This window comes from Pontibacter ruber, assembly GCF_023630205.1.
Classification (GTDB): Bacteria; Bacteroidota; Bacteroidia; order Cytophagales; family Hymenobacteraceae; genus Pontibacter; species Pontibacter ruber.
In genome coordinates this window covers 857,608-882,857 of the sequence record NZ_JALPRR010000002.1, presented here as the reverse complement: position 1 = coordinate 882,857, position 25,250 = coordinate 857,608, and the positions used below count along the sequence as shown (strand labels likewise).

At 48.2% G+C, this 25,250-nt stretch carries 24 protein-coding genes and 2 tRNA genes; 17 read left to right on the top strand and 9 right to left on the bottom strand.

What is annotated here, in order from left to right:
* Nucleotides 1-3: 3 nt before the first annotated feature.
* A complete protein-coding gene (locus MJ611_RS10625; protein WP_250429749.1) occupies nt 4-1,254 on the bottom strand; it encodes an aspartyl protease family protein in 1,251 nt (416 codons plus the stop codon).
* A gap of 727 nt (nt 1,255-1,981) precedes the next feature.
* On the opposite strand from MJ611_RS10625, the gene MJ611_RS10620 reads away from it, so the two are divergent.
* From MJ611_RS10620 to nhaA, 4 genes are all read left to right on the top strand, one after another.
* Nucleotides 1,982-2,434 (top strand): GNAT family N-acetyltransferase, encoded by a 453-nt coding sequence (locus MJ611_RS10620; RefSeq protein ID WP_250429748.1) that lies wholly within the window; start codon nt 1,982-1,984, stop codon nt 2,432-2,434.
* Nucleotides 2,435-2,437: 3 nt separating this feature from the next.
* Nucleotides 2,438-3,511: an alanine racemase gene (locus MJ611_RS10615; protein WP_250429747.1), complete on the top strand. Its 1,074-nt coding sequence runs from the start codon at nt 2,438-2,440 to the stop codon at nt 3,509-3,511.
* A 93-nt stretch (nt 3,512-3,604) separates the two neighbouring features.
* A complete protein-coding gene (locus tag MJ611_RS10610; RefSeq protein WP_250429746.1) occupies nt 3,605-4,231 on the top strand; it encodes a carbonic anhydrase in 627 nt (208 codons plus the stop codon).
* 102 nt (nt 4,232-4,333) lie between these two features.
* Nucleotides 4,334-5,710 (top strand): Na+/H+ antiporter NhaA, encoded by a 1,377-nt coding sequence (nhaA, locus tag MJ611_RS10605; protein WP_250429745.1) that lies wholly within the window; start codon nt 4,334-4,336, stop codon nt 5,708-5,710.
* A 2-nt stretch (nt 5,711-5,712) separates the two neighbouring features.
* Here the strand turns inward: nhaA and MJ611_RS10600 are convergent, their stop codons facing one another.
* Complete coding sequence (locus tag MJ611_RS10600) at nt 5,713-6,636, bottom strand: universal stress protein (protein ID WP_250429744.1); 924 nt, start codon at nt 6,634-6,636, stop codon at nt 5,713-5,715.
* A gap of 194 nt (nt 6,637-6,830) precedes the next feature.
* On the opposite strand from MJ611_RS10600, the gene mbhE reads away from it, so the two are divergent.
* From mbhE to mnhG, 7 genes are read left to right on the top strand one after another with little or no spacing between them, the layout of a single operon-like run.
* Entirely contained in the window at nt 6,831-9,146 is a 2,316-nt protein-coding gene (gene mbhE, locus MJ611_RS10595; RefSeq protein ID WP_250429743.1) for a hydrogen gas-evolving membrane-bound hydrogenase subunit E, read from the top strand.
* Nucleotides 9,143-9,691: an MnhB domain-containing protein gene (locus MJ611_RS10590; RefSeq protein WP_250429742.1), complete on the top strand. Its 549-nt coding sequence runs from the start codon at nt 9,143-9,145 to the stop codon at nt 9,689-9,691. Before mbhE ends, MJ611_RS10590 begins: the two co-directional genes overlap by 4 nt.
* A 4-nt stretch (nt 9,692-9,695) precedes the next feature.
* Entirely contained in the window at nt 9,696-10,070 is a 375-nt protein-coding gene (locus MJ611_RS10585) for a Na+/H+ antiporter subunit C (protein ID WP_250429741.1), read from the top strand.
* Nucleotides 10,067-11,563: a proton-conducting transporter transmembrane domain-containing protein gene (locus MJ611_RS10580; protein WP_250429740.1), complete on the top strand. Its 1,497-nt coding sequence runs from the start codon at nt 10,067-10,069 to the stop codon at nt 11,561-11,563. The genes MJ611_RS10585 and MJ611_RS10580 overlap by 4 nt, the downstream gene beginning before the upstream one ends.
* Before the next feature lies 1 nt (nt 11,564).
* Nucleotides 11,565-12,062, top strand: a complete 498-nt coding sequence (locus MJ611_RS10575; protein WP_250429739.1) for a Na+/H+ antiporter subunit E — start codon at nt 11,565-11,567, stop codon at nt 12,060-12,062.
* Nucleotides 12,059-12,328 carry a monovalent cation/H+ antiporter complex subunit F gene (locus MJ611_RS10570; RefSeq protein WP_250429738.1) on the top strand — a complete coding sequence of 90 codons (270 nt, stop codon included), beginning with the start codon at nt 12,059-12,061 and terminating at the stop codon, nt 12,326-12,328. The genes MJ611_RS10575 and MJ611_RS10570 overlap by 4 nt, the downstream gene beginning before the upstream one ends.
* Before the next feature lie 3 nt (nt 12,329-12,331).
* A complete protein-coding gene (mnhG, locus tag MJ611_RS10565; protein ID WP_250429737.1) occupies nt 12,332-12,739 on the top strand; it encodes a monovalent cation/H(+) antiporter subunit G in 408 nt (135 codons plus the stop codon).
* On the opposite strand, the gene MJ611_RS10560 is transcribed toward mnhG, so the two are convergent.
* Nucleotides 12,736-13,542 carry a metallophosphoesterase gene (locus tag MJ611_RS10560; RefSeq protein ID WP_250429736.1) on the bottom strand — a complete coding sequence of 269 codons (807 nt, stop codon included), beginning with the start codon at nt 13,540-13,542 and terminating at the stop codon, nt 12,736-12,738. The two genes, mnhG and MJ611_RS10560, sit on opposite strands and share 4 nt — an antisense overlap.
* 194 nt (nt 13,543-13,736) lie before the next feature.
* On the opposite strand from MJ611_RS10560, the gene MJ611_RS10555 reads away from it, so the two are divergent.
* Nucleotides 13,737-15,515 carry a chloride channel protein gene (locus tag MJ611_RS10555; RefSeq protein ID WP_250429735.1) on the top strand — a complete coding sequence of 593 codons (1,779 nt, stop codon included), beginning with the start codon at nt 13,737-13,739 and terminating at the stop codon, nt 15,513-15,515.
* 25 nt (nt 15,516-15,540) lie between these two features.
* On the opposite strand, the gene MJ611_RS10550 is transcribed toward MJ611_RS10555, so the two are convergent.
* The gene (locus tag MJ611_RS10550) at nt 15,541-17,244 is read right to left on the bottom strand and encodes an AsmA family protein (protein ID WP_250429734.1); all 1,704 of its coding nucleotides are present in this window, start codon (nt 17,242-17,244) and stop codon (nt 15,541-15,543) included.
* Nucleotides 17,245-17,390: 146 nt separating this feature from the next.
* On the opposite strand from MJ611_RS10550, the gene MJ611_RS10545 reads away from it, so the two are divergent.
* Both MJ611_RS10545 and MJ611_RS10540 read left to right on the top strand, forming a co-directional pair.
* Entirely contained in the window at nt 17,391-17,960 is a 570-nt protein-coding gene (locus MJ611_RS10545; protein ID WP_250429733.1) for a TetR/AcrR family transcriptional regulator, read from the top strand.
* Nucleotides 17,961-17,964: 4 nt separating this feature from the next.
* Nucleotides 17,965-18,825, top strand: coding sequence for an alpha/beta fold hydrolase (locus MJ611_RS10540; protein WP_250429732.1), 861 nt, complete (start codon nt 17,965-17,967; stop codon nt 18,823-18,825).
* A 181-nt stretch (nt 18,826-19,006) separates the two neighbouring features.
* On the opposite strand, the gene MJ611_RS10535 is transcribed toward MJ611_RS10540, so the two are convergent.
* The 5 genes from MJ611_RS10535 to MJ611_RS10515 form a co-directional block, all read right to left on the bottom strand.
* Nucleotides 19,007-19,558 carry a 1-acyl-sn-glycerol-3-phosphate acyltransferase gene (locus MJ611_RS10535; RefSeq protein ID WP_250429731.1) on the bottom strand — a complete coding sequence of 184 codons (552 nt, stop codon included), beginning with the start codon at nt 19,556-19,558 and terminating at the stop codon, nt 19,007-19,009.
* Nucleotides 19,559-19,637: 79 nt separating this feature from the next.
* Entirely contained in the window at nt 19,638-20,186 is a 549-nt protein-coding gene (locus MJ611_RS10530; protein ID WP_250429730.1) for a hypothetical protein, read from the bottom strand.
* A gap of 142 nt (nt 20,187-20,328) precedes the next feature.
* A complete protein-coding gene (locus tag MJ611_RS10525; protein WP_250429729.1) occupies nt 20,329-21,108 on the bottom strand; it encodes a patatin-like phospholipase family protein in 780 nt (259 codons plus the stop codon).
* A gap of 4 nt (nt 21,109-21,112) precedes the next feature.
* Complete coding sequence (locus MJ611_RS10520; RefSeq protein WP_250429728.1) at nt 21,113-21,955, bottom strand: MBL fold metallo-hydrolase; 843 nt, start codon at nt 21,953-21,955, stop codon at nt 21,113-21,115.
* Nucleotides 21,956-22,188: 233 nt separating this feature from the next.
* On the bottom strand, nt 22,189-23,139 hold the full coding sequence (locus MJ611_RS10515) for an acetyl-CoA carboxylase carboxyltransferase subunit alpha (protein ID WP_250429727.1): 951 nt from the start codon (nt 23,137-23,139) through the stop codon (nt 22,189-22,191).
* Between the two features lie 221 nt (nt 23,140-23,360).
* Between MJ611_RS10515 and MJ611_RS10510 the strand changes: the two genes are divergently transcribed.
* The 3 genes from MJ611_RS10510 to MJ611_RS10500 all read left to right on the top strand — a co-directional run bounded on the left by MJ611_RS10510 (nt 23,361) and on the right by MJ611_RS10500 (nt 25,210).
* A tRNA-Asp gene (locus tag MJ611_RS10510) sits at nt 23,361-23,434 on the top strand.
* A gap of 48 nt (nt 23,435-23,482) precedes the next feature.
* Nucleotides 23,483-23,556, top strand: a tRNA-Asp gene (locus MJ611_RS10505).
* Between the two features lie 346 nt (nt 23,557-23,902).
* Nucleotides 23,903-25,210, top strand: coding sequence for a nucleotide sugar dehydrogenase (locus MJ611_RS10500; protein ID WP_250429726.1), 1,308 nt, complete (start codon nt 23,903-23,905; stop codon nt 25,208-25,210).
* The last annotated feature ends 40 nt before the right edge of the window (nt 25,211-25,250 follow it).

The window sequence follows — 25,250 nt, the reverse complement described above, 5'->3', positions numbered from 1 at the left end:
TTGTTAAATCTTGCTTTGCAGCACCAGGTCAACCTCGTAGGTTTCGGTGTCGCGTCGCAGCTTCATTTTGAGTTTGCGCCCTGGCTTGCTCTCGAACAGCTCCAGTAATTCGTTTAGGGTATACTCCTTGCAATCCCGTCCGTTTATGTTGAGCAGCTGGTCACCGGCTTTTACGCCGATGCTCTGTGCCGGCGAGTCTTTCACCACATAAGAAATGACATAGAAATTGGTGCCCGGCAGCGGGGTACTTAATTCAAACCCGGCCATGTTGTAGTGGAACGGCTCTTTATACTTCCTGTTCGGGATGAGCGTCATGCGCTGGTGCGGATAATCAAAGATAACCGTAAAGCGCTTGAGGATTTCCGAGCCCAGATTACCGTTCCGGTTCGATAGGCTGAGGGCTACCTTAATGGCCTCTTCATCGGGGTACGAAGTAGGCAGGTCCTGCAGCTCGTAGCGGCCCAGCACAAAGCTGTTGATACGACCGATTTTGCCGCTGATATCCCCGCTCAGGCCACGTCCAAGATAGGCTTCCATCACCTTAGGAGGCAGTGCCAGCCGCTGGTCGGATGGCAGGTAGAGCGACAACGAATGGCTTGCTCCTGTATCAATCACCAGTTTTACATCCAGCGGATCGCCGTTGTACTGGCGCACCTGCGCCTGCAGGTAAGCCTTGTCGTTTTCAATGGTCAGCGGGTATTCTTCTCCCCTTTTAGGTTTTTTAAGTACCGTATCCGGCCGGTACAGCGTCAGTACTTTGTTGCTGTAGTTTATCTTGACTATAAAGTTTTTAAAGATATCGCACCCGATGATGCCGTGCACCGGCATGCCCATGCGCAGCGAGAGGTTAAAAACATCCTCTAGCAGCACATACACCTGGTGGTTGTCCCCTTTAATACCATTCATAAAAAGATTGTTGCCGTTGGAGAACAGCGCTTCGATGGAATAGCCGCTGCCGAGCCCCTGGATGGTAACCTTGCTTGCTTCGTTAAGATTGAGCGAATCGGAATAGTACAGGCGGGTTATCAGCGTGTTTTTCACCCCGGTATCAAGTATAAAATTCAGCTCCCCGGAATCGTTGATCCGGAGCGGAATGATGATCAGGTTATGAACAAGTTTGAAGGGAATATTGATGCTTTTGCGCTTGCTGGTAAAGTATACCGTGTCCTTTGAGAGTGCTTGTCCCTGTCCTTCTGCCACCAGCAGAAAGGCTATAAACAGACAAAGCAAAGAGCGAATACCTGCGATTGTCATAGCCCGGGTTAATTAAATGATTGTAAGGAAGTTACTCAGCTACATAATATACGCAAATGCTAATTTAAAATCAATGTAATAATGTTGTATCTGCGAAAATTTATATTTAAAGATCACCCTAGCTCCAAGCTTCATACTTACTGCCTGATATGTCATTCATCCCTTTTCTGCTCCTTCCCCGGCTATACTTTGCAAATAGGAATATCTTAACAAATCCCGTTGCTGCGGCTACATCTGCCATCGCCCGAGCACGGGTAAGTATTCAGCTCATTTGTACAAAAACAACAGTATGTTTTAGCACACACTCTGCGCCTGACAGCTATTCCGATCAGAAACATGCTTTTTAGGCAAATTTTAAGTATCTTCAATTTTATACTTCTACATCAACCAAAATTAAACTTATACTTTCCCAATACCTGCACCTACCCTGCATTGCTGTTTTCGTCCTTTATATGTTGTAAATGCCTGGTGTTGAATTTTGATTTCCTACTAAAACTTTGGTTTCCGCGGATTTCGAAGGAGGTAATTGGGAAATAGGCAATGGGCATATCGGCCTTTCGGGAGCAGCCACTTACGTTGGCAAGGCTCAACTATAATTTTTGACGGACTTGGTTTTGTTATGGGCTGTATTTCCCACGGGCCGAAGCCTGATTTATTTGTCCTTACTGCTGCCCTGTTGGTTTATGTCACGTTAACATCCGTATACCCAATAAACTACTGATACAAAATGAAGGAAAACAACTCCGTACAGTATGAGATTTTTGCACCCGCTAACCACGCACACCTGAACCGTGACGAGGTGCTGGACTTCCTCTTTAACCACCTGGACGAATACGGCGATGCCCGCGAAGACATTGCCAAATGCATGGAGTATGCGCTGTCTGATGCCGAGGGCAAAGGAGGCACTGTGCTGGTTGCCCGTGAACACGACAAGGTTGTAGGTGCATTGATATTGAACAACACCGGAATGAGCGGCTACATACCCGAGAATATATTGGTATATGTAGCCGTGCACAACAGCCAGCGTGGGAAAGGCGTAGGTAAAAGGCTGGTACAGCTGGCAATTGAAAACACAAGCGGCAGTATTGCATTGCACGTAGAGCCGCAAAACCCGGCACGGCACCTGTACGAGAAGCTCGGTTTCACGAACAAGTATTTGGAATACAGATTACAAAAATAAAGAATGGCAGTATTAAAACTGTACCGCGACAGGCTCAGACACAATTACAACCACCTCAACTCTGTTTTCGAGGAAAAAAGTATACACTGGGGGATCGTAACCAAGCTGCTTTGCGGCGAAGAACTTTTCCTGAAAGAAGTACTTTCCCTAGGCATAAAAGAGATACACGATTCACGGGTTACAAATCTGAAGATCATAAAAAGTTTGGCGCCAGATGTGCAGACCGTATACATCAAGCCTGCGCCCAAACAAAGTATACCTGAGATCATTGAGTTTGCTGATGTCAGCTTCCAGACCGAGATCGACATCATCCGCCTGCTGTCAGAGGAGGCGGAGCGACAGCATAAAGTACACAAGATCATCATCATGATCGAAATGGGTGACTTGCGGGAAGGCGTGATGGGCGACGACCTGGTAGACTTTTACGAGCAGGTGTTCGAACTGCCGGGCATATCCGTTATCGGGCTGGGGGCTAATTTTAACTGCCTGCACGGGGTTATGCCTACGCAGGACAAACTCATCCAGCTCAGCCTATACAAGCAGGTGATCAAGGCAAGGTTTAACATCGAAATACCCTGGGTTTCGGGCGGCACGTCCGTTACCATTCCCTTGCTCTTCACGCACCAGATGCCCAAAGGTATCAACCACTTCCGCATTGGCGAAGCGTTATACTTTGGGCTCAACCTCTTCACCGGCGAAACACTGGACGGCATGGATCCAAACGTGTTTGAATTTTCTGCGGAGATCATCGAGCTGAACGAAAAACCCATGATACCGACCGGTATGCTGGCAGCGAACCCCAGCGGCGAAAGCTTTGAAATTGACGAGAGCCTCTACGGGAAAACATCCCACAGAGCCATACTGGATGTTGGCCTGCTTGATATTAACCCGAAATACCTGATACCCCAGGACAGCAGCCTGAACATAATTGGCGCCAGTTCGGATATGCTGATCGTGGAGCTAGGTGCTAACGAGCAAAACTATAAAGTAGGCAACGAGCTGAAGTTCAACCTCAGGTATATGGGTGCGTTAAGTATACTTAACTCCCGCTACATTTCGAAGGAAGTTGTAAGCTAGCGGCCTTCTGCTGCTTTAAGCATATTTACATATATTTGAACCGGAGGCCAAAATATAACAAGATCAGCCACTACATATTTAATTCCGACACCTATGCACTACCACAATTACGAAGACCTGATACAAAACAACCTTGAATGGGCAGCGGAAAAGCTGGACCAGGATCCGGATTATTTCAAGAAACTGTCGAGAGGCCAGCGCCCGCCCTTCCTTTTTATCGGGTGCTCGGACAGCCGCATGCCGCTGAACAGCTTCACTAAAACAGAACCTGGCGAGTTGTTCATCCACCGCAACGTGGCCAACCAGGTATCGCTTACAGACATGAACCTGCTTGCTGTGCTAGAGTATGCCGTGGAGTCGCTGGGCGTGCAGCACATTGTTGTTTGCGGGCACTACTGCTGTGGCGGTGTAGAAGCAGCCTACAAAGGTATGGCCACCGGTGTGGTAGAAAGCTGGGTAAACCCGATCCGGGAACTGTACCTGATACACCGCCAGGAAATTGACAGCCTTGAAACCGAAGAGCAACGCCTTAACCGCCTGTCAGAGCTAAATGTGCTGGCGCAGGTTAAGAACATCTGCAATACCTCGGTGATGCACCGCGCTTATAAAACCAACCAGTACCCGCAGGTGCATGGATGGGTACTCGACATCAAGTGCGGCCGTATCAAGGACCTGCAGCTTCCACAGGAAGAATGGAAATCAGAGGGAATCATTCCTTAAACATCAGCTAAGTATAGCACCCAAAAACCGGGTGCTATAACTTTTATAATACCTGTTGCGTCTTAACCTGAAAATAGTTGTTTCACTATAAAGGGAAAGACATTGAGCAGCTCTACAAAGTCCTTGCTAGTCAGGAAGATCATACACCCTCTCCAGGAGTTTGTGGAAGCAGAGGCTTTTAGCGGCATCCTGCTGATGGCTGTAACGGTGGCAGCACTGGCCTGGGCCAACTCTCCCTGGGGCGAATCTTACATCAACACCTGGAATACCTACTTTACCATTGCCTTTGGCGAGCACGGCTTATCCAAACCGGCTATACTCTGGATCAACGACGGCCTGATGGCCATCTTCTTTTTTGTGGTGGGCCTGGAGATCAAGCGCGAGATCCTTACCGGTGAACTGGCATCTTTCCGTAATGCGGCTTTTCCTGTTGTGGCAGCTATTGGCGGTATGCTGGTGCCGGCAGGCATTTACTATCTTCTCAACCAGAACACGGGCAGCGCCGGGGGCTGGGGCATACCAATGGCCACCGACATTGCCTTTGCGCTGGGTATCCTTACGCTGCTCGGTAACCGGGTACCGCTGCCCCTCAAATTGTTCCTTCTGGCTTTTGCCATTGTAGATGACATTGGCGCAGTGCTGGTCATCGCCATTTTTTATACTTCCGAAGTTAACTTCCTGGCCTTGTACATCGGCACGCTCGTTTTTGGTGTGCTGCTGGTGCTGAATGCGCTGGGCGTGCGCTCGATCTGGATCTATGTGCTGCTCGGTATTATACTTTGGGTAGCGTTTCTGAAGTCGGGGGTACATGCCACGATAGCCGGTATCCTGCTGGCCCTTACCATACCTGCACGCTCCAAAACTACCGAGCAGGAGTTCATTACCTCAACCGACAACGTGCTGGGCGAATTGCATGCAGTGCACATGATCAAAAATCCGGACCTTTCAGAGGAGGAAGAAGCTACGGAAGAAGATTTCCAGGCGGCTGTGCATACGATAGAGGCCAACTGCGAAGAAGCCCTTTCGCCCCTGCGCCGGCTGGAACACAGCATGCACCCCTGGGTTGCCTACCTGATCATGCCTGTGTTTGCACTCTCCAACGCGGGGCTTTTAATTGATGCGGACCTGCTCAACGAATTTAATAACCCTGTAGTGCTGGGCATTATACTTGGGCTCGTACTGGGCAAACCAATCGGAATCATACTTTTCACCTGGCTGGCCAGTGTCACTGGTCTGGCGGCAAAGCCCGCCTCTATCAGTTGGGGGCAGGTGACAGGTGCAGGTTTGCTCGGCGGCATTGGCTTTACGATGTCTATTTTTATTGCCAACCTGGCTTTTGAGGACTCCGTTTACCTGGCCACTGCCAAGCTGGGCATACTTTCGGCTTCCCTTATTGCCGGTTTGCTCGGTTACCTGTTGTTGGTATTCGCTACAAAGAAAACGCCAGCCCCGAAAGAGCTGGCGCATAAGCAACCTTAAATCTACGCTCCGATAATGGCATCAATCAGGCCAAGTTGTTCTTCTTCCTTCTTAAATACCAAAAGCGGGATGTCGCTGTCGTAGCGGAGTATCTTTTCCGTGACACTACCTATCACGAACAGCGCAGCTGCAGTTTTGCCTTTTGCACCGATAGCCAGCATGTCAGCACGGGCTCTTTTAGCCTCCAGCACAATCTGTTCGCCTATATCGCTCCCGCTTTCTTCTTTCACCAGTTTAAGGCAGGCCCTGCTTCCTAGTTCAGGAAACTGTTCCAGCACCCTGTCAAACTTCTCGTAAGCAAAGCCTTTCATGCGCTCTTCAAACTCGTCGTGCGGAATGCCCAGCGTGATGTACCCTGTAGGCACCTGATAAAGGTGCAGGCATATGATTTCGATTCCGGGTGTGTTTACCACTGAGTGCAGCACATGGTCCAGCGCCATCATAGAGTACTCCGAGAAATCAATGCTCACTACAATGCGGCGCATGACAGGCTCGGCATTCTCCGGCACAAACAGCACGCTTTCTTTACCGGTCCGGAGCAGCTTCTGTGACAATACACCCGAACCACGGAGCCGCAGTTTGCGCCCTACCAGCACCACATCAATTTGCTTTACCTTATCCCAGTGCAGCAGTGTCCGCAGCGGGTCGCCTTCTGCCACCTGCACCTCAGCTTTCACCTGCGGCATTTGCTCAAAGTAAGGAAGCACTTTCGCCTCCAGCATCTGGCACAGCGATTCATCGACAGGCAATCCGCTCCGCTGCAGGTCCTGCATCAACTCCTGCGGCAGATCCAGGCTCCTTTCCACGTGTATAAAGTATACTTTTTCGATCGGTATAAGGGTGCAGAGAAAAGCAGCATACCGGATCAAGGTGTCATCCATTTCTGATAGGTCCAGGCCTACCATAATGCGTTTCAGCGTGTTCATGATCTATAGATATAGTTGGATATAGCTGTTGTAAAGCACTGGTAATGAAGTCAAAAAACTATTATAACCTGCATAGCAGAAAAACGAAACTAATTGCGCGCAGGCATGTACATAGTATATATAAACAACATACGGGCAGTATTTATAAACAACATACGGGACAAACTATGTAATATTTTCAAATACGCATTTTTATGCTGGTGGCTATACTTGCCGGGCTAATTGTTTCTCTTTCTTCACCCGCACTTTACAAAATGCTAGGCAAGTGGCTGTTTGTCCCGATGGCGCTGCTGCCGTTTACCCTCTTCATTTACTTCTGCGCTTTCTTACCTTCTGTGCTGCAAGGCCATACCTTCACTTCGGAGTACAGGTGGGTACCTTCGCTGTACATCAACCTGCATTTTTACCTCGACGGCCTAAGTATTTTCTTTGCTTTGCTCATTACGGCTATCGGTACCCTGGTCATGGTGTATGCCGGAGGCTACCTCACTGGCCATCCGTTGCTGGGGCGTTTCTACCTGTACCTTTCTTTTTTCATGATGTCCATGCTGGGGCTTGTGCTATCCGGTAACATCTTCTGCATGTTTATTTTCTGGGAGCTGACAAGTATAAGCTCGTACATGCTCATCGGGTTCGGGCACGAAAACGCTGCCTCACGCTACGCTGCGCTGCAGGCCTTGCTGGTTACCGGCATGGGCGGGCTGGCCCTGATGGCAGGACTGATCCTGATCGGAAACGCAGGAAACAGCTACAGCCTCAGCACCCTGCTTACCCGCCAGGAGCTCATTCAGTCAGATGCTTTATACTTGCCGGCGCTTTTGCTGATCCTGTTGGCAGCCTTCACAAAGTCTGCCCAGTTTCCGTTTCATTTCTGGCTCCCTAATGCCATGGCAGCTCCCACACCCGTCAGCGCTTTTCTACACTCAGCCACCATGGTAAAAGCCGGGATATACTTGCTTGCCAGGTTTAACCCGATTATGGGTGGCACTCCGGAGTGGCAGCTCCCTTTGCTGATAGCAGGAAGTATATCCGCAGTAGCGGGAGCTTGGCTTGCGCTGCAGCAAACAGACCTGAAGGCCATACTTGCCTACTCTACAATAAGCGCCCTTGGTATTTTGGTGCTGATGATCGGGATCGGAACCGATAAGGCGCTTGCAGCAATGCTGGCCTTCCTGCTGCTGCATGCCTTAAACAAGTGTACCTTGTTTCTGATAGCCGGAAGTATAGACCATGCCACGGGCACCCGGGATGTTAAACTGCTGCAGGGGCTTGGTAAAAGTATGCGCCCTATTGCCATAGCTGCTTCGCTGGTTTCTTTATCCTATGCCGGTGTCTTTCCTTTTTTTGGCTTTATTTCAAAAGAGCTGCTGTACGAGGCTACCCTGGAGGCAGAGTCGAATGCGCCTGTTTCTTTTATCATTGTCTTTGTATCCAAAGTAGCATCTGTCGTAATTGCGTTTGTGTTGGGGTATCGCCTTTTCTGGCGCACAAGCACTGCACCAACCGTAGTACGCCACCCCTGCGGCAGAAAACTGTACATGCCACCTTTGGTCCTGGTTTTCCTGTCTTTGCTCTTCGGGCTGCTGCCAAGCCAGCTGGCCACTCCCCTGCTCAACAGTGCGTCCGGTGCGGTGCTGAGCAGGGGAATACAAGTGGACCTTCATCTGTTGCCGAAGTTCTCCATGGCGCTGCTCAACACGATCTTTACGTTTATAGTTGGCTACCTGGCGTATGCCCAGCACAACCGGTTGCTCAACGTTGCTCCCCGGCTCTTGCCGCTTTATAACACAGGCCCTGAAAGCTGGTACCAACAGGCTATTACGGGTTTGCTTAAAGGTTCTGTAAAACTTACCTCCATGATACAGAGCGGCTACCTGAGGAGCTACATTGCGGCCATTGTGCTTGTGCATGTAGGCCTGGTTATACTTTCTTTGTGGGGAGAAGGTCCCGCACTGAATATCAGCACCCGTTTGGATCAGCTACTGGATGTAAAAGTATATGAGTTGGTACTGCTGGTACTGATGGTTGGGTCGGTCTTCTTTCTGTTTCGTACGCGCTCCCGTCTTACGTCCATTGCGACAATGGGCATCATCGGTTTTTCAGTGGCGTTGCTTTACCTGCTCTTCGGAGCTCCTGATGTATCGGCAACACAGTTTCTGATCGAAACACTGACAGTCGTGCTGTTTGTGCTGGTACTCCATAGATTGCCTCCGTTTCGCTTTCTGAGTCACAGGTACAGGCGGTACAAGTATATTATCCTCTCTGCACTGTTTGGCGGCATGATGACGTACGTGCTGCTGCTGGTAAAGCAATTCCCGCTTCAATCAGAACTGAAAGCATACTACGGAGAGCACGGCTACATGCTGGGGCGCGGACGAAATCTTGTGAACGTGATCATCGTGGACTTCCGTGCGCTGGATACTCTGGGAGAAATAACGGTTCTGGCAGTAACTGCTTTAGGTATTATGGCGCTGCTCCGGCTTCGGGCAGAGAAAGGAGGTAAACTATGAGAACCATTATCCTGTCAATCGCCATACGGCTGCTGATTCCGCTTTTCCTGTTCTTTTCGCTTTACATCCTGTTTCGCGGACACAACCACCCCGGTGGCGGCTTTATCGGCGGGCTGATCGGCTCTATCGGCTTTATCTTTCATGCCATGGTGCACGGGCCGCAACACACGGTAAATACTTTTTTCAGGATCAATTTTTACGGATATCAGCACCAGCCTACGCAGAGCCGCTCCATTTACCTGATGCGGATGATGCGCGTAAACCGGTGGCGAAAACGAAAAAGGCACTACCTCGAACGCCGCAACAGGAACAGGGGCCTGCTCCACATAGAACCGATCGATTTGATCGCAGCCGGGCTGTTTGTTGCCACCACCAGTGGCATGCTCGGGCTCTTTTTGCAGGAGCCCTTTATGACGGCCCGGTGGGTGTCTTTTTACCTGCCTTTCCTGGGCCGCCTCGGAACCCCGCTGCTGTTTGACACCGGAGTATACCTGCTTGTAATGGGAATTGTGCTGAAGATAACGTTTGTGATGGCTGAAGAATAAGCTTATGGAAATACTGCTTCCGGTTATGGTAGGCATCTTGTTTGGGGCTGGACTGTACCTGATCCTGCACCGGCACTTTTTTAAACTCATTCTGGGGCTAATGTTCTTCAGCCTGGCTACCAACCTGTTTATTTTCGTGGTCGGCCAGCTGACGCGTGGCGGTACTGCCATCATAGAGGAAGGATCAGAAGAAGCAGTTGAGCCCTTTTCTGATCCTGTGCCCCAGTCCCTCCTGCTTACTGCCATTGTCATCGGCTTTGGCATTCTGGCCTTTGCCATCGTGCTTATCAGGCGTGTATATCAGGTGCTACATACAAACGATATGGATAACCTGAATGAGACAGATAAAATCGAACAGCCCATTTACCCGCACGAATGAACCACTTATTGCTGCTCTTGCCGCTGCTCATGCCCCTGTATGGCGCCATATTCAGCCTGTTTTTCTGGCGGAATGTGGAGCTGCAAAAGGTATTTGCCTTACAGTCGCAGGTGGCAACACTGGTTTCCTGCATTTTGCTGTTCATGGCCGTCGAAGACAAAGGTATCCTGACGACGCAGGTAGGCAACTGGCCTGCCCCTTATGGCATTTCGCTGGTAGCCGATATGTTCAGTTGCATCATTTTGCTGGCGGGTTCTGTTACAGGCTTTGCTGTCTTTATGTTCTCCCTGCAGGGGCTCGACTTTCCGCGACAGGCATATGGTTATTACCCTCTCATGCTGTTCCTGCAGCTTGGTGTTAGCGGTGCCTGCCTGGCCGGCGACCTGTTCAATATGTTTGTATGGTTCGAGGTACTGCTTATCTGTTGCTTTGTGCTTATTACATTGGGTGGCAGCAGGCCGCAGCTGGAAGGATCCATCAAGTATGTGACCATCAACTTTCTTGCTTCCAGTTTTTTGCTGGCCGGTATCGGCATCATGTATGGGCTGGTGGGCACCCTTAATCTGGCAGAGATGGCATTACTTGTCCGTATACTGGAGGGTCATGAAAGCCTGATCACCATGGCAGGCATGTTCTTTCTTGTAGCGCTTGGGGTAAAAGCTGCTGTGTTCCCGCTCTTTTTCTGGTTGCCTGCCTCCTATCATACACCTCCTATTGCTATTTCTGCCTTCTTGGCCGGGCTGGTTACCAAAGTGGGGGTATACGCGCTGGTACGGTTGTTTACGTTAATCTTTGTGCTCGATACAGAACTCACACAGCTGCTCCTGTCTGTGATAGCAGGGCTAACCATGTTTATAGGTGTGGTGGGTGCGGCTGCACAAACAGATTTTCGCAAGATCCTTTCTTTTCACATCGTCAGCCAGATCGGTTACATGATCATGGGCCTGGCTTTTTTCACACCTTATGCAATTGCGGGCCTTATCTTCTTTATGGTGCACAATATCCTGGTAAAAACCAACCTCTTCCTGATCAGCGGAGTGGTAGCACGCCACTACAACTCATTTGCCCTCAAGGACCTGGGCGGTGTGTACCTCAAGCAGCCGTTTCTGGCCCTGCTCTTTGCCATTTCTGCGTTTTCGCTGGCGGGCATACCGCCTCTCTCCGGGTTCTGGGGCAAGTACATGCTGGCCAAAGCAGGCCTGGAGTTAAAAGCGTATGCCCTGGTTGGGGTATCGCTTCTGGTAAGTCTGCTGACTCTTTTCTCGATGACAAAAATCTGGAATGAGGTATTCTGGAAGAAAAAGCCGGATGAGACCGAAGTTGCGTTGCTTTCCCCAATAACTAACCGGATGTTGCATATGCCGGTTGTGATGCTGGTGCTGTTTATACTCTTCATCAGCCTGTATGCCGAACCGCTGGTGCATCTGGCCTACCGGGCAGCCATCCAACTGCTGGACAGCGACATTTATATCAGAGCCGTATTATACCAGTAGGATGAGAACATTTTTTATACATGCCTCGGTGGCTTTTCTGGCTGCCATTCTCTTTTTCAAGTATGTGAATACCGTTGTGCATTACAATGCGACAACAGCACTGCTGCTTTTTCTCATTTTATTTTTTCTGCTATGGCTGACCTCCAGGTTCTACGATCGGTCATACTTCAGGAAGCTCCCCAAGGCTGTCAGTTTCTTTATCTATTTCATCAAGGAAATGATCAAAGCCAATCTCAAAATTGCCCTTGACATACTTTCGCCGCGCTACCGCATCTCTCCTACGGTGCTGGTACTGCCGCTGGCAGTGCGTAATAACCTGGAGATCACGCTGCTGACAGTGATCATTGCGCTAACCCCCGGTACCCTTAGTGTAGATGCTGACGAGGAAAAGCACCTGCTGTACATCCATGCGCTTTACCTGGATGATCATTCGATGGAAGAATTAAAAAGCAGTATCAAAGACGGTTTTGAGCGTCGATTATTAGAGTTAACCCGATGAGTATTTTTACGACAACCCTGCTGATAGCCATTTCAGTACTGAGCTTTTGCCTGGTGCTGGTCTCTATCAGATTTATTTTGGGCCCCACATTACCCGACCGGATCACAGCCTTCGACCTGTTTGTAGCCAACACGATTGGCATCATCGCCATTTATACCGAACTGACCGGGCACGAAAACTTTATAGATGTGGCCATCATACTTTCTGTCTTCGGTTTTCTGGGATCTATCTCTTTTGCTTATTACCTCATGAAAGCGTACCGATAACCTATGTGGGAAGAAATTGATCTGTTAAAACTCCGCGAGATCATCAGCTCTGTTTTTATACTGCTGGGCATAGCCTTTATGCTGATCGCCTCGATCGGCCTGCTCCGTTTCCCTGACTTTTACTGCCGCATGTCTGCCATTACAAAGGGATCTACGTTAGGGCTGGGGCTGATTGTGAGTGGAATGGGCATTTACTTTAACCAGCCCGATATGGCGCTTAAAGTAACGCTCATCATCAGTTTTACTTTTGTAACCGCACCCGTCGCCGCACACGTAATGGCACGCACTGCTGTTCGCAACAAGGTGCCCTTCTGGTACAAAACTAACCTGACGGAGTTTAAGGAGTACCTCCGCAAAAAACACCAGGAAGATAAAGAAGCAAAGAAAGAGGAGCCTGCTCCTAAGGCTTAGTGGCTGTGATGGTGCAGGAAGGGCCTTACAGACTCGGCGTATACTTCGTAGGAATCTACTACTGTGAGAACGTTGTCAGGGTAGGTAAGTGCAGTTAATTTGCCGCCAAATACACATCCGGTGTCTATGTTGATGGTATTATTGCGCCAGCGGGGCTCCATCACCGGCGTGTGGCCGTATACCACCACCGCAACACCTGAATAATCGGCAGCCCAATCGAGCCTGACAGGCAAACCGCGCTCGTCCACCTCGCCGGTAGTCGGGCCATACAGGCACAGGTTCCGGATGGAATTGCTGCAACGACCGTGCAAATGCTCGGCTAGGCCCGCATGCGCTACGACCAGCCTGCCGTCGTCCAGCACGATATGATGGGGCAGCTCTTTCAGGAACTTGCGCACCCGGTCCAGAAAAGCCTGATCATACTTCTCGAGTTGTGCAACAGTTAGTTCCAGCCCATGGCGTACCTGTACATTTTTACCGATCAGCTTGCGGTACAACTTATCATCGTGGTTGCCACTGACACAGTAAGCGATTCCCTGTTCTACCATGTCCATTACCAGGCGCAGCACCTCCGGCGAGTTGGGCCCGCGGTCCACCAGGTCACCCACGAAAACTACTTTATAGCCTTGTGGTGGGATTACAACATAGCGCTTTGATTGGTGATCATCCTCTATTGTATAATTTAATTTGCGCAGCAACGCCAGCAACTCCTCGAAGCAACCATGCACATCGCCGATGATGTGAAAGGGACCGTGCTCCTCGAGAAGTATAAGATTGCTTGCATGATCTTTCGTATTCGACATAAATTCAAGCTTTGGCTAAAGTATAACCTTAGATATAACTGCCAAAACAGCCATTAGGTTAAGGCAACGCATGTTAATTTTATGTTGCACCTGCAGCTGCTCCTGCCTGTTTGGTAACATTTAAAGCCCTCCGAAAGGTTTAAATTTTGCTTTAGTCTGGAAAAGATGTTTCCTTTAATGCGTATCGTCCGGGTATGCCTGCTTTCAAAAAAACCAAAATACCGCTGCTGTGGCTCCGCCGCCACACCTCCGACCGCAATTTTGTGCTTATCTCGAGTGTGCTGGTGGGCTTTACGGCTGGCCTTGCCGCTGTCGCCCTGAAAACTTTCGTTCATTACATACAGGTGCTGCTTGCCTGGGGCAACCGTTTTCTGGATCAGCCGGTATGGCTGGTGGTTTTCCCGATCATCGGCATACTGCTTACAGTTTTTATCGCAGTGGTCTTTTTCAGAGGAAAGCTTGGCAGAGGCACGGCCAGTATACTTTATAGCATAGCGCAAAAGTCAAGTATGGTGGAGCGGCATAAGATGTACTCGCACGTACTTACGAGTGGGATTACCGCAGGCTTCGGTGGCTCTGCCGGTCTGGAGTCGCCTATTGTAGTAACGGGTTCTGCCATTGGCTCCAATTTCGGTCGCGAATACCACCTTAACTACCGAGACAGGACATTGCTGCTGGCATGTGGCGCGGCTGCAGGCATTGCTGCAGTCTTTAATGCGCCTGTTGCCGGCGTACTTTTTGCCATCGAAGTACTGCTCACCGACATCAGCATTGCCGCTTTCATTCCGCTTATCATGTCTGCTGTGGTGGGTGCGCTTTGTTCCAAAATTATTCTGCGCGAAGACATCCTATTCTCCTTCGACCAGATCAGCCCCTTTGCGGCATCTAACGTTTTATACTATGTTTTTCTGGGCATTATGGCTGGCCTGGTATCGGTGTACTATACCCGAATGGCCCTGCGCATAGAAGAAGTTTTTGAACCGTATCAGAACCAGGTCTTCCGACGGGCGTTGGTGGGCGGATTGCTGCTTGGCCTGCTCATCATGCTGTTCCCGCCACTATTTGGCGAGGGTTACCAAAGTATAAAAATACTGGAAAGTGGCGACCCGGCCGGTTTGCTCCAGAACAGCTGGCTTTCTTTTTTTGGTACCAACCCGTGGTTCGTGCTTGCTTTTGTAGGGGCATTGGCCCTGGTAAAAGTTGTGGCAACCACCCTAACGATCGCGTCCGGAGGCAATGGCGGCAACTTTGCACCTTCTATGTTTGTGGGCGCGCACCTGGGCTTTTTCTTTTCCAGGACTCTCAACATGCTCAACATCGGCAACCTCCCCGAAAGCAGTTTTACGCTGGTAGGTATGGCGGGTATCCTGAGTGGTGTCATGCACGCGCCGCTTACAGCCATCTTTTTGATTGCTGAGATAACCGGCGGTTATACTTTGATGATACCGCTTATGATCGTTTCGGCTACGTCTTTTGCTATGGTCAAATACTTTGAACCCTACTCGCTCGACACAAAAAAGCTGGCACAGAAAGGCGAGCTGCTTACCCGCGATAAAGACCAGACCGTTCTGCGCATCATGAAGATCCGCCACCTGATAGAAACAGATTTCCAGCAGGTGGCTCCGGAGGCTACTCTGGGAGAACTCGTTCAGGTAATTGCCCACTCACGCCGCAACTTGTTCCCGGTCGTAAACAAAGAGCAGCAACTGGAAGGCATCATACTGCTGGAGAATGTACGCGAAGTAATGTTCCGGACAGAGAAGTATGATACGGTTCAGGTAAAAGAACTGATGGCACAGCCTCCTGCTGCCGTTCAGTACAACGACAGCATGGCCGACGTGATGAATAAATTCGACGAAACCGGTGCATGGAACCTTCCCGTGCTGGATGGAAAGCAGTACATCGGTTTTGTTTCCAAGTCGAGTATCTTCACCAAGTATCGGAAACTGCTGATCAAGACCACTGAGCTTTAAAGTTTATACCTGGATGCCTGCTCATTTACATTCGGTTCGGGTCCTGCAGGTCGGCGCCCACCCCATTTACATCCAGCAGGCTTTTGAAACCGCTCACCAAACAGTCTTTCCAGTAGTTGAAGAGTGATTTATGAGCCGCTCGTGCAACCCGTACTTCGCCTACCCTTTCCTCCCCGTCATCCGGGTTACCTGATTTGATGGCCACTTTATTTGCAACCTTTGAGAGCAGTTTTTTACGGAAGGTCTGGCGTGTATCTTCGTCTTTCGAAAGTATGTCAATCTTGAAGCCGTTGTAGCGTGAGCGGAGTGTGCCGGTAGCACGTTGGCGGTTTAGCCTTACCTGGAAATCTGTTTTTCGGAGTGTTCCGCTTTTTATACTGACAAAGGCAGTTGGCTCCAGGATGGGGTTCAGTATCTGCGGGTCGGTAGCGCCTATTGAGCCATTTAAAGTATGCGAGCCTTGAGGGTCTAGAAGGTTCAGGCGAATGGTGGTTTGAACAGGGGCCTTGCCCATGATGGAGAATTCAGCTTTTAGCACCGCAGGATTTTTCGCCGACATGCGGTTTTTATCATTGGTGATGTTGGTGAAAGTTGCATGGCAATTCTCAAAAGTAATATAGCCAGTTTCCGAAGCCTCGGGTGCCAGTTCTTCGTAACGGATGCTCATACCTTTCACCTCTACTTTGTCTATGGCCAGGCCGGTTTTAAGCTCCTGCACAAGATCATGCGGCAGGGGCTTTTCCCCTTTTAACCGGAAATGCTTGCGGTCCAGAAAGGCATTAAGTTTCGGTTGAGAGAGCGTTATGGTTTGTATATCGATGTTGTTGTAGCGGGAAAGCGCCGGAAAATTTACCTGCAATAGCCTGATGTGTGGCACGTCGATCGTTAGCCAGGTAGTAGCTGCGCCTTTGATACGGGCCAGCGTACCGGGTTTGTAGCGCGGTTTATATTTCAGGTTACTTATAGAAATTTCACCTGTTTGAGAAGTGATCTCTACTGCACCGGTTGTAACAATATGCTGCTCATCGGGCAACAGAGTATGTGTCTTTTTAGCACTGAAAGAAAAACCTCCGGCATAGAAGGCACGCTCCGGATTCTGCAGCGAAGTACTATCAAGCCTGATATCCTGCACATCCAGGTGTAGCCCCTCCAGCTTCAGTTTATGGTATTTGCTCTTGTATGCCTGAGTGTAGATGAAATAGCCGTCGCTTACGTGAAGTTGCGCAATGCGGAGGTGCTCTAGCCTGCCTTTCAGGAGTTGGTGCAGCGGTTTGCGGGTGCTGGTATCCTTACGCATCTGCCTGACCTCCACACGTAGTTTCTCCAATTTAAAAGTACGGAGTGCTAAGGGCTTCTTTTTGAAAAGCAAGCTGCCAATGCCTATGCCACTCAGGTGCAGCTGTTTTGCGTTGATGGTTACAAGCGTAGTCGGCAGGCTATCCTGTCCGCTCTTTTGCTTTTGCTCCCATAGCTTCTCGTTAGGAACCAGCTGCACACTGTCAAGCGTGATGCTGCCTGTCAGTATGGAAGTATGGAGTTCCTTTACCTGTAGGGTATACAGCCCCTTTGTTTGCTCTTTTACCGATGTCTCTATCTTTTGCTGTAACCACGGCTGCAGGTATACCACGCTAACTACAAGAACGGCAAGTATAAACAGGCACAGGGCAAGCAGTATCCAAAACCACCAGCGTGTTCTGAATGGCTTTTCGAGTTGGGTGAGCGGGTTCATCGGCTATTTTTTCTCCTCCTTACGGAAAGCAAGCCGGAAAAACTGATTTTAAAGTAGCATATGACCCTCCATCAGAAAAAATAGACCGCTAAAGCATACTTCTGATAGGAAGCACGTATATTTATGAACGATTGTTCAATAATTACATGGTACGATTCCAGGATAAGCGGAGTCAAAGTATAAATCAGCTTGTTGAGGCAGGCCTGAAGCTGTTCTCGGAGCAAGGGTATGAGGCAACTTCTATTCGAAGCATAGCCAGGGAAGCTGGGGTATCGCTGGGGCTGATGTATAATTACTTCCGCAGCAAAGAGGAGCTCCTGCTGGAGATATTCCGGCGGGGCAATGCCGATATTGCCGCTTCTTTTATTAAACCGACAGAAGCGCCACAAAACCAAAGTGGCATTGAGCAGCACATCCGGCAGACGGTCCGGATACTGAAAGAGAAGCGGGAATTCTGGCGCCTGCTGCACGGACTGAGGTTGCAAAACCAGGTACTGGCGCAGGTTGCAACGGAAGTGCAGCAACAAACTGCCTTTATCGAACAGCATATCAAAGAGAATCTGCAGGAGATCGGATTTAAGGAGCCGGAACTGGAGGCAAAGCTTTTGTTTGCTGCCATTGATGGCATGGCACAGCATTTTCTGCTCTACGAAAATTACCCAATCGACGAAGTAGCAAACGTTCTCCTACAGAAGTATAAACCACTAAATCCATAAGTTCATGAACTCACCAAAGTGGCTCGACCGTATTTTGTATCCCTTTGCACACCACACGTTGCAACTGGAGGCGGGGCAAATGCACTACATAGACGAGGGTCAGGGCGACCCGATTGTATTTGTCCACGGCACGCCTACCTGGTCTTTTTTGTGGCGACAGCAGATAAAACCGCTCAGCAGGTCCTACCGCTGCATCGCCCCGGATCACTTGGGCTTCGGTTTATCTAACAAACCCGTGAACTATAGTTATACTCCTGAAGCGCATGCACTCAATCTGGAGCGACTGATCGAGCACCTGCAACTAAAAAACATCACCCTGGTCGTACATGACTTTGGTGGACCAATAGGGCTGAGTTATGCGCTGCGCCACCCGGATAACGTCAAAAACATAATCATCCTGAATACTTGGATGTGGAGCCTGGAGGATGAGAAGAAAATACAGAAGGCGAGTGATTTTATGAGTGGCGGGCTAGGAAGATTTCTGTACACGCAACTAGCCTTTTCGCCCAGAATACTGCTCCCGAAGGGTTATCATGAAAGGAAGCACCTGACAAAAGATGTACACCGGCACTACCTTAAACCACTTGCTACTGCATCCGACAGGCAAGCTTCCTGGCACTTTGCAGTGGCTCTAAAAAACTCCAACCCCTGGTTTAATCAGTTATGGGAGCAGCGCGAAAAACTACGAAGTATAAACAAACTCATACTTTGGGGAGAAAAGGACGCCTTGTTACCTGTGCACCTGCTGGAGAAGTGGAGCCAAACTTTTCCGGAGGCGAAAGTTATTCGCCTTAAAGCAGGGCATTTCCTTCAGGAAGAAAGTGGCGGTGAAGTAGCCGATCATATCAAAAGTTTCCTGGGCTAAGCGGTTTATATTTATGGCTGTAGCTCGAAAAGTTTGTTACAAGTATGATTTCTGGGCATAAGGATGCCTGAAAGAATAAAAGTATACTGTAAAGTATAATCTTCTGACAATAAAAATCCGCTATACCTTCCTGTAAAGTATAGCGGATCGTATTTCTGGTATTTCGAGAGCTACTGATAAACTACCGAACGCCCTGTTCCGGGTACTTGGCTGTTTTCGTGCGGTAAAAAGCCAGTATCTTTTCCATGTCAGCATCAATGTCGCCGGTTGGGTAGATGGTTGGTCCTATACCTGCTTCTTTTTTGGCATAATCCAAATAGCCCAGCACAATGGGCACGCCTGCTCCTACTGCTACATGGTAAAAACCCATGCGCCAACGCGGTTGGTATTTGCGTGTACCTTCCGGGGTAACCAGCACACACATATCGCCCTTGGTTTGTTTGATGATGCTGATCATGGCATCTACCATGCGTGTATTTTTGGAACGGTCTACAGGCAAGGCTCCCATTGATTTGAGCAGTCCGCCGAAAGGAAACCGCATGAATTCTTTTTTGATCGTGAACCGGATAGGCGCCTCCATCAGGTAAAAGGCTGCCCTGGCATAAATAAAATCCCAGTTGCTGGTATGTGGGGCTGCCACCATCACGCAACGGCGGTTTTCAGGCGTAAGGTTTCCTACTAGTTTCCAGCCGGAAACTTTAAACAATAGTTTTGATAAAAACTTAGCGAACATGTGTGAAGATGCGAAAAGACTAAACCTGCATTGCGCAGGCTAAGCGACCAAAATGTATAATTACATACAATTTCGCTCTTTACAAAGTTTTTTTGATCACATGCGCTTTCTTGCGGAGCAGGTATGCCTGTATGCCTACGCCCAGCATCGGGCCATAAGTAGTATAGCGTCTATCGCCATCTTTCTGGTTGAAGTACCGGAACGTCAGCAGCGGTTCGATAGAGAATTTCTCGTTTATGAAATGGGCGTATCCTATACCTATAGCGCCTTCTACCAGGTTACTCTTGCTCCCCGATGACAGGTTCAGCAGGCCCATATTGACGGATAGTTCACCAAAAACACCATTATCCAGGAAATAACGGACAAAAGGTCCGGCCAGCAAATATGTCAGGCGCCTGGCCTTGTCGTCTTCATCAGTTGTTACATCAACACTTTCGTGGTTCATTGTCACATCCAGGCCCACAGCAAAGTCATGCAGCACAAAGTAACCATTCTTCGCCCGTAGGTTCGCCATGATCCTGTTGGCTTCCTGTCTGGTATTTGTGGTAAACTCATCTTCTACCTTGTAAGCGGAAGCATTCAGACTACCACCAATCATAATGGAGCCTTGTTTCACTTTGGCGCGCATTATCCAACTTTCATTTTCCTGGGCAAGCAGAAGAGTGGGAAAGAGCAAGATAAATAGAGGTAAAAGTTTTTTCATAAACAATTGTATATAGTTTTGACTATATACGTTAAAAATAAAATATAGCTATAAAAAATCAGAGTTTTTATTCTCCTTTTTCAATAGCTCGAATTACATCGCGTAAATGGGGTGCCATTTGCAATGTATAACGGTAACCTATCTCAAATATTTCATCTGCTTTAGCAAAACTTGTTAATCTGTAATATTTTAACTCCGGTGGCTCCAACAGCAGGTCACAAAGAGGCATCCGGAGTTGTACGTTGTTGTTTATGGCTAAATGGGCTGTGCGCTCCATTACTCCCCGGATGGAGGTAATGGTTGCCTGGTGGTTGATGGGATTTACGTGTACACCTATTTTGAAATCGCAGTTGCCCAGCAGCGGCTCTACCGGCATGTTGTTCAGCAAGCCACCATCTACAAGGAGCTTTCCTTCATGCTCTACCGGTTTATAAAGTATAGGCACTGCTGACGAAGCAAGCAGCGGCCGTACAAGTTTACCACTCGAGTAGTATACAATTACCCCTTCGTTCATCTCGGTAGCACACACAGTTACCGGCAGGTTTAGTTGTTCGAATGTAGCTTCTTCTCCGAGGTATTTGTTGTAGAGCTTCTCTACTTCATCCAGGTGCATGAGCCCCATTCTGCGAAATGCAGGCCTGGCGATATTAGTAACTTTTAGCTCTTTTATCAGCTTCAGGATCTCCTCCGGACTATAACCAGCCGCGTAGAATATGCCAGCAATAGCTCCTGAGCTGACGCCAGAGATCATGCATACTTTGATGCTAAGTTGCTCGAAAGCTTTGAGAACACCTAAGTGGGCGATACCTCTGGCAGCCCCCCCCGACAGTGCCAGACCTACCTGCATACTGTTACAATTCGTTTAGTGAGAATGTCCTTTCTAAACGAACTCCTTTCTCGGTGTGTTGCACCGTACCACATTCGTTCACCGGATCGTGCTCGAAAAACAGTACAATTCTTTCGTCAGCAGCCCTGTTCAGGAATACCGCTTTCTCCTCCATCGTAAGTAATGGGCGTGTGTCGTAGCCCATTACATAAGGCAGCGGAATATGCCCCGCTGATGGCAGCAGATCAGCTGCAAAGGCTACTTTCGTGCCCTTATAGGAGATGATCGGCACCATCATCTTATCGGTATGGCCATCCGCATAAAAAATTTCAAACTGCGGAAACGGAGACGGGGCATTCGGATCAATGAACTGCAGGTGACCGCTCTCCTGCATGGGAAGTATATTTTCTTTCAGGAAAGATGCCTTCTCTCTCGGATTCGGAATAGTAGCCCATTGCCAGTGATCCTGGTTAGACCAGTACGTAGCATTAGGAAAAACAAGCTCCAGCGCGCCATCGCTGTTTTTATACTTTACACCACCCCCACAATGGTCAAAATGCAGGTGTGTCAGGAAAATGTCGGTAATATCATTAAAAGAAAAGCCAGCTGCTTTCAGAGACTTTTCCAAGGTATCATCTCCGTGCAGATAATAATGGCTGAAGAATTTGGCATCCTGCTTGTCGCCAATTCCATTATCAATAAGGATCAACCGGTCACCGTCTTCGATCAGCAAGCAGCGCATGGCCCAGGTGCAGAGATTGTTCTCATCAGCAGGGTTTGTGCGTTGCCATATCGTTTTCGGTACTACCCCAAACATAGCACCTCCGTCCAGCTTAAAAAATCCGGTATTGATCACATGTAGCTTCATAGTCTTTTGGAGTTAGAGAGTTAAAAAGTTAGAAAGTGGCCTAATGTATAAATGATCTGATAGAAGCATGCTTTCTCTTAAACGCATTTATAAGCATCTATACTTCACCTAAAGATATAAAAACAAAAAGAGGTGGCAAAGCCTAAATGGCAGCCACCTCTTTCATAAAAACTCAGTTATGTTTAGAGAACTAATACTCTTTAACTCCTAAATTCTTTAAATCTTAAACTCTGTTAGTTTTCCTGCACCACGCCCATGGCCGAGAATTTTTCAATGCGCTGCATGATGCGTTCTTCTGGCTCAATCTCTTCCAGTTCATCCAGAAGCTTATTGATTTCTTTTTTGAGCACGCGCATCATTTTTTCAGGCTCCGTGTGTGCACCGCCAAGAGGCTCCTTGATGATACCATCGATCAACTTGTGCTGCAACATATCAGTTGCTGTCAGTTTTAGTGCCTCGGCTGCCTGCTCCTTGTAGTTCCAGCTGCGCCAAAGTATAGAAGAGCAGGATTCCGGAGAGATAACCGAATACCAGGTATTCTCGAGCATCATTACGCGGTCGCCGATTGCTATGCCCAGTGCACCACCAGAGGCACCCTCCCCTATGATAATGCAGATAACAGGCACTTTCAGCATGAACATCTCTTTGAGGTTTCGGGCGATTGCTTCTCCCTGCCCGCGTTCTTCTGCTTCCAATCCAGGAAAAGCGCCCGGCGTGTCGATAAAAGTAACAATGGGCCTGCCGAACTTCTCTGCCATTTTCATCAGGCGCAGTGCCTTACGGTAACCTTCCGGGTTGGCCATGCCAAAATTACGCAACTGGCGTTGCTTGGTATTTCTGCCTTTCTGCTGACCGATGAACATGATGCTGCGTCCGTCAACTTCACCAAAGCCACCAACCATGGCTTTGTCATCGCCCACCGTACGGTCGCCGTGCAGTTCTACAAACTTATCCGTTATACCTTCAATATAATCTAAAGTATAAGGTCTGTCCGGATGACGCGAAAGCTGCACGCGCTGCCAACGGGTTAAGTTGGCGTACGTTTCCTTCTTGAGGGTCTTTATTTTCTCTTCCAGTGCCTTTACTGCTTCAGAAACGTCAACCTGGCTCTCTTCGGCCAGTTTTTTCATCTCCTGCAGTTTACCTTCCAGGGCGGCTATAGGCTGTTCAAAATCCAAAAGCATATCCTAAATCGCTATTACAGCTACAAATTTAGCAGATTACTTAAATGCTAGTATGTTTCTGAAAAATTTATCATGCATTACAAAAATAATATATTTGGTTCTGAGCACCTTACGTTTTTAGTTCAAAAATATACCTTCAAAAAGAGGGAGAGGGCTTGCACAATTAAAATTTACCCTCTACTTTTGTATCACTTTAGCAAACGGCGCTAGAGAAGACAAAAGGTCTGGTAGTTCAGTTGGTTAGAATGCCGCCCTGTCACGGCGGAGGTCGCGGGTTCGAGTCCCGTCCAGACCGCAAGAAATTGCGGTAAAGCAAACAGAACAGAAGGTTCTGAAAAGTATTGGTCCGGTAGTTCAGTTGGTTAGAATGCCGCCCTGTCACGGCGGAGGTCGCGGGTTCGAGTCCCGTCCGGACCGCATAAAAAGCCTGAAGAGAAATCTTCGGGCTTTTTTGCTTTAAGGATAATGCTGCTCAGAAGTATAGAATATATAGCAGGCTAGTTTACTTGTGCAGGTTTTCTTCTTACAAGTATAACGATAAGGTGTAGCTGAACTCTGTTTCTATTGTTGTCGCAACCTAAATCTTTCTGCAGATTAGATGAATGTTTTTCTCTGCTTTTTTCGACCTTTGCGATTCATTTTACTTTGTCTTTCTAATTAACCTTTTCTTTTTAGTTATTATATCAATAAGTTTATTTGATTAGTTATATTGATTGACAAAAAGAAAATATTTACGTACTAACTACGACTAACTCTTTTACCTATGTTTTCAGACGCAACAGGATTAGAAAATATTAAAATCGCAGTTATTGGACTTGGATATGTCGGGCTTCCGCTAGCTGTTGAATTTGCTAAACAATACAAAACCTTTGGCTTCGACATCAATTCAACACGGGTAGCCGAGTTAAACAAGGGCTTAGACCGCACGCTTGAAGTTGAAGAGAATAAATTAAAAGAAGTATTAACAGATACCTGCACTTCCAGCAAAGGCCTGTATTGTACAAATAGCCTGAATGAAATCCGATCCTGCAATTTCTACATCATTACTGTACCTACTCCGGTAGATAAGTATAATCGTCCTGACCTCACCCCGCTCTACAAAGCAAGTGAAACGGTTGGCCGTGTGTTAAAAAAAGGAGATATCGTTATTTATGAATCTACTGTTTACCCGGGCGTAACCGAAGATGAATGTGTTCCTGTCCTGGAGAAAACATCAGGCTTGAAATTTAACGAAGACTTTTTTGCAGGCTATTCCCCAGAAAGAATCAACCCAGGCGATAAAGAGCATACCGTTGCTAAAATTCTGAAAATAACATCCGGCTCAACTCCTGAGGCTGCCGAAAAGGTAGATCAGTTATACAGATCTGTCATCATTGCAGGAACCCACAAAGCTCCTTCTATCAAAGTAGCCGAGGCCGCTAAGGTTATCGAAAACGCACAGCGTGACATCAACATTGCGTTTGTGAATGAGCTGGCCAAGATTTTTAATCGACTCGGAATTGATACAGATGAAGTACTGGAAGCTGCCGGTACAAAATGGAACTTCCTTAAATTCAAACCAGGTCTTGTTGGCGGACACTGCATTGGAGTAGATCCTTATTACCTGGCCCAAAAAGCACAGGAAGTAGGGTATCATCCGGAAATTATACTGGCCGGTCGCCGATTAAATGACGGCATGGGAGAATATGTAGCTCATGAAGTTGTGAAACTAATGGTGAAGAAGGATATTCCGGTTAAAGACTCAAGCATACTGGTTTTAGGAATTACGTTCAAAGAGAATTGCCCGGATGTGCGCAATACAAAGGTCGTAGATATTCTACAAACACTTAATGAGTATCAAACTAACATAACGATCTATGATCCTTGGGCAGTACCTGCAGAGGTGGCGCATGAATATGGCTGGGACTCTGTAAATACTTTAGAGCATGATAAACAGTATGACGCTGTTATTCTTGCAGTATCTCATCAGGAATTCACAGGCTTGGATCTAAAGAAGCTTTGTAAAGAAAATGCAGTAATCTATGATGTGAAAGGATTGCTGCCAAAAGATCTAGCTGACGCAAGGCTTTAAGCATATGAAGGTCTGCTTCTGTTACGGAAGCAGACCTTTT

Bases quoted from the DNA above. Each gene is read 5' to 3' on its own strand.
- MJ611_RS10625 (WP_250429749.1), bottom strand. From the start codon at position 1,254: ATGACAATCGCAGGTATTCGCTCTTTGCTTTGTCTGTTTATAGCCTTT.
- MJ611_RS10620 (WP_250429748.1), top strand. From the start codon at position 1,982: ATGAAGGAAAACAACTCCGTACAGTATGAGATTTTTGCACCCGCTAAC.
- MJ611_RS10615 (WP_250429747.1), top strand. From the start codon at position 2,438: ATGGCAGTATTAAAACTGTACCGCGACAGGCTCAGACACAATTACAAC.
- MJ611_RS10610 (WP_250429746.1), top strand. From the start codon at position 3,605: ATGCACTACCACAATTACGAAGACCTGATACAAAACAACCTTGAATGG.
- MJ611_RS10600 (WP_250429744.1), bottom strand. From the start codon at position 6,636: ATGAACACGCTGAAACGCATTATGGTAGGCCTGGACCTATCAGAAATG.
- mbhE (WP_250429743.1), top strand. From the start codon at position 6,831: ATGCTGGTGGCTATACTTGCCGGGCTAATTGTTTCTCTTTCTTCACCC.
- MJ611_RS10590 (WP_250429742.1), top strand. From the start codon at position 9,143: ATGAGAACCATTATCCTGTCAATCGCCATACGGCTGCTGATTCCGCTT.
- MJ611_RS10585 (WP_250429741.1), top strand. From the start codon at position 9,696: ATGGAAATACTGCTTCCGGTTATGGTAGGCATCTTGTTTGGGGCTGGA.
- MJ611_RS10580 (WP_250429740.1), top strand. From the start codon at position 10,067: ATGAACCACTTATTGCTGCTCTTGCCGCTGCTCATGCCCCTGTATGGC.
- MJ611_RS10575 (WP_250429739.1), top strand. From the start codon at position 11,565: ATGAGAACATTTTTTATACATGCCTCGGTGGCTTTTCTGGCTGCCATT.
- MJ611_RS10570 (WP_250429738.1), top strand. From the start codon at position 12,059: ATGAGTATTTTTACGACAACCCTGCTGATAGCCATTTCAGTACTGAGC.
- mnhG (WP_250429737.1), top strand. From the start codon at position 12,332: ATGTGGGAAGAAATTGATCTGTTAAAACTCCGCGAGATCATCAGCTCT.
- MJ611_RS10560 (WP_250429736.1), bottom strand. From the start codon at position 13,542: ATGTCGAATACGAAAGATCATGCAAGCAATCTTATACTTCTCGAGGAG.
- MJ611_RS10555 (WP_250429735.1), top strand. From the start codon at position 13,737: ATGCCTGCTTTCAAAAAAACCAAAATACCGCTGCTGTGGCTCCGCCGC.
- MJ611_RS10550 (WP_250429734.1), bottom strand. From the start codon at position 17,244: ATGAACCCGCTCACCCAACTCGAAAAGCCATTCAGAACACGCTGGTGG.
- MJ611_RS10545 (WP_250429733.1), top strand. From the start codon at position 17,391: ATGGTACGATTCCAGGATAAGCGGAGTCAAAGTATAAATCAGCTTGTT.
- MJ611_RS10540 (WP_250429732.1), top strand. From the start codon at position 17,965: ATGAACTCACCAAAGTGGCTCGACCGTATTTTGTATCCCTTTGCACAC.
- MJ611_RS10535 (WP_250429731.1), bottom strand. From the start codon at position 19,558: ATGTTCGCTAAGTTTTTATCAAAACTATTGTTTAAAGTTTCCGGCTGG.
- MJ611_RS10530 (WP_250429730.1), bottom strand. From the start codon at position 20,186: ATGCGCGCCAAAGTGAAACAAGGCTCCATTATGATTGGTGGTAGTCTG.
- MJ611_RS10525 (WP_250429729.1), bottom strand. From the start codon at position 21,108: ATGCAGGTAGGTCTGGCACTGTCGGGGGGGGCTGCCAGAGGTATCGCC.
- MJ611_RS10520 (WP_250429728.1), bottom strand. From the start codon at position 21,955: ATGAAGCTACATGTGATCAATACCGGATTTTTTAAGCTGGACGGAGGT.
- MJ611_RS10515 (WP_250429727.1), bottom strand. From the start codon at position 23,139: ATGCTTTTGGATTTTGAACAGCCTATAGCCGCCCTGGAAGGTAAACTG.
- MJ611_RS10500 (WP_250429726.1), top strand. From the start codon at position 23,903: ATGTTTTCAGACGCAACAGGATTAGAAAATATTAAAATCGCAGTTATT.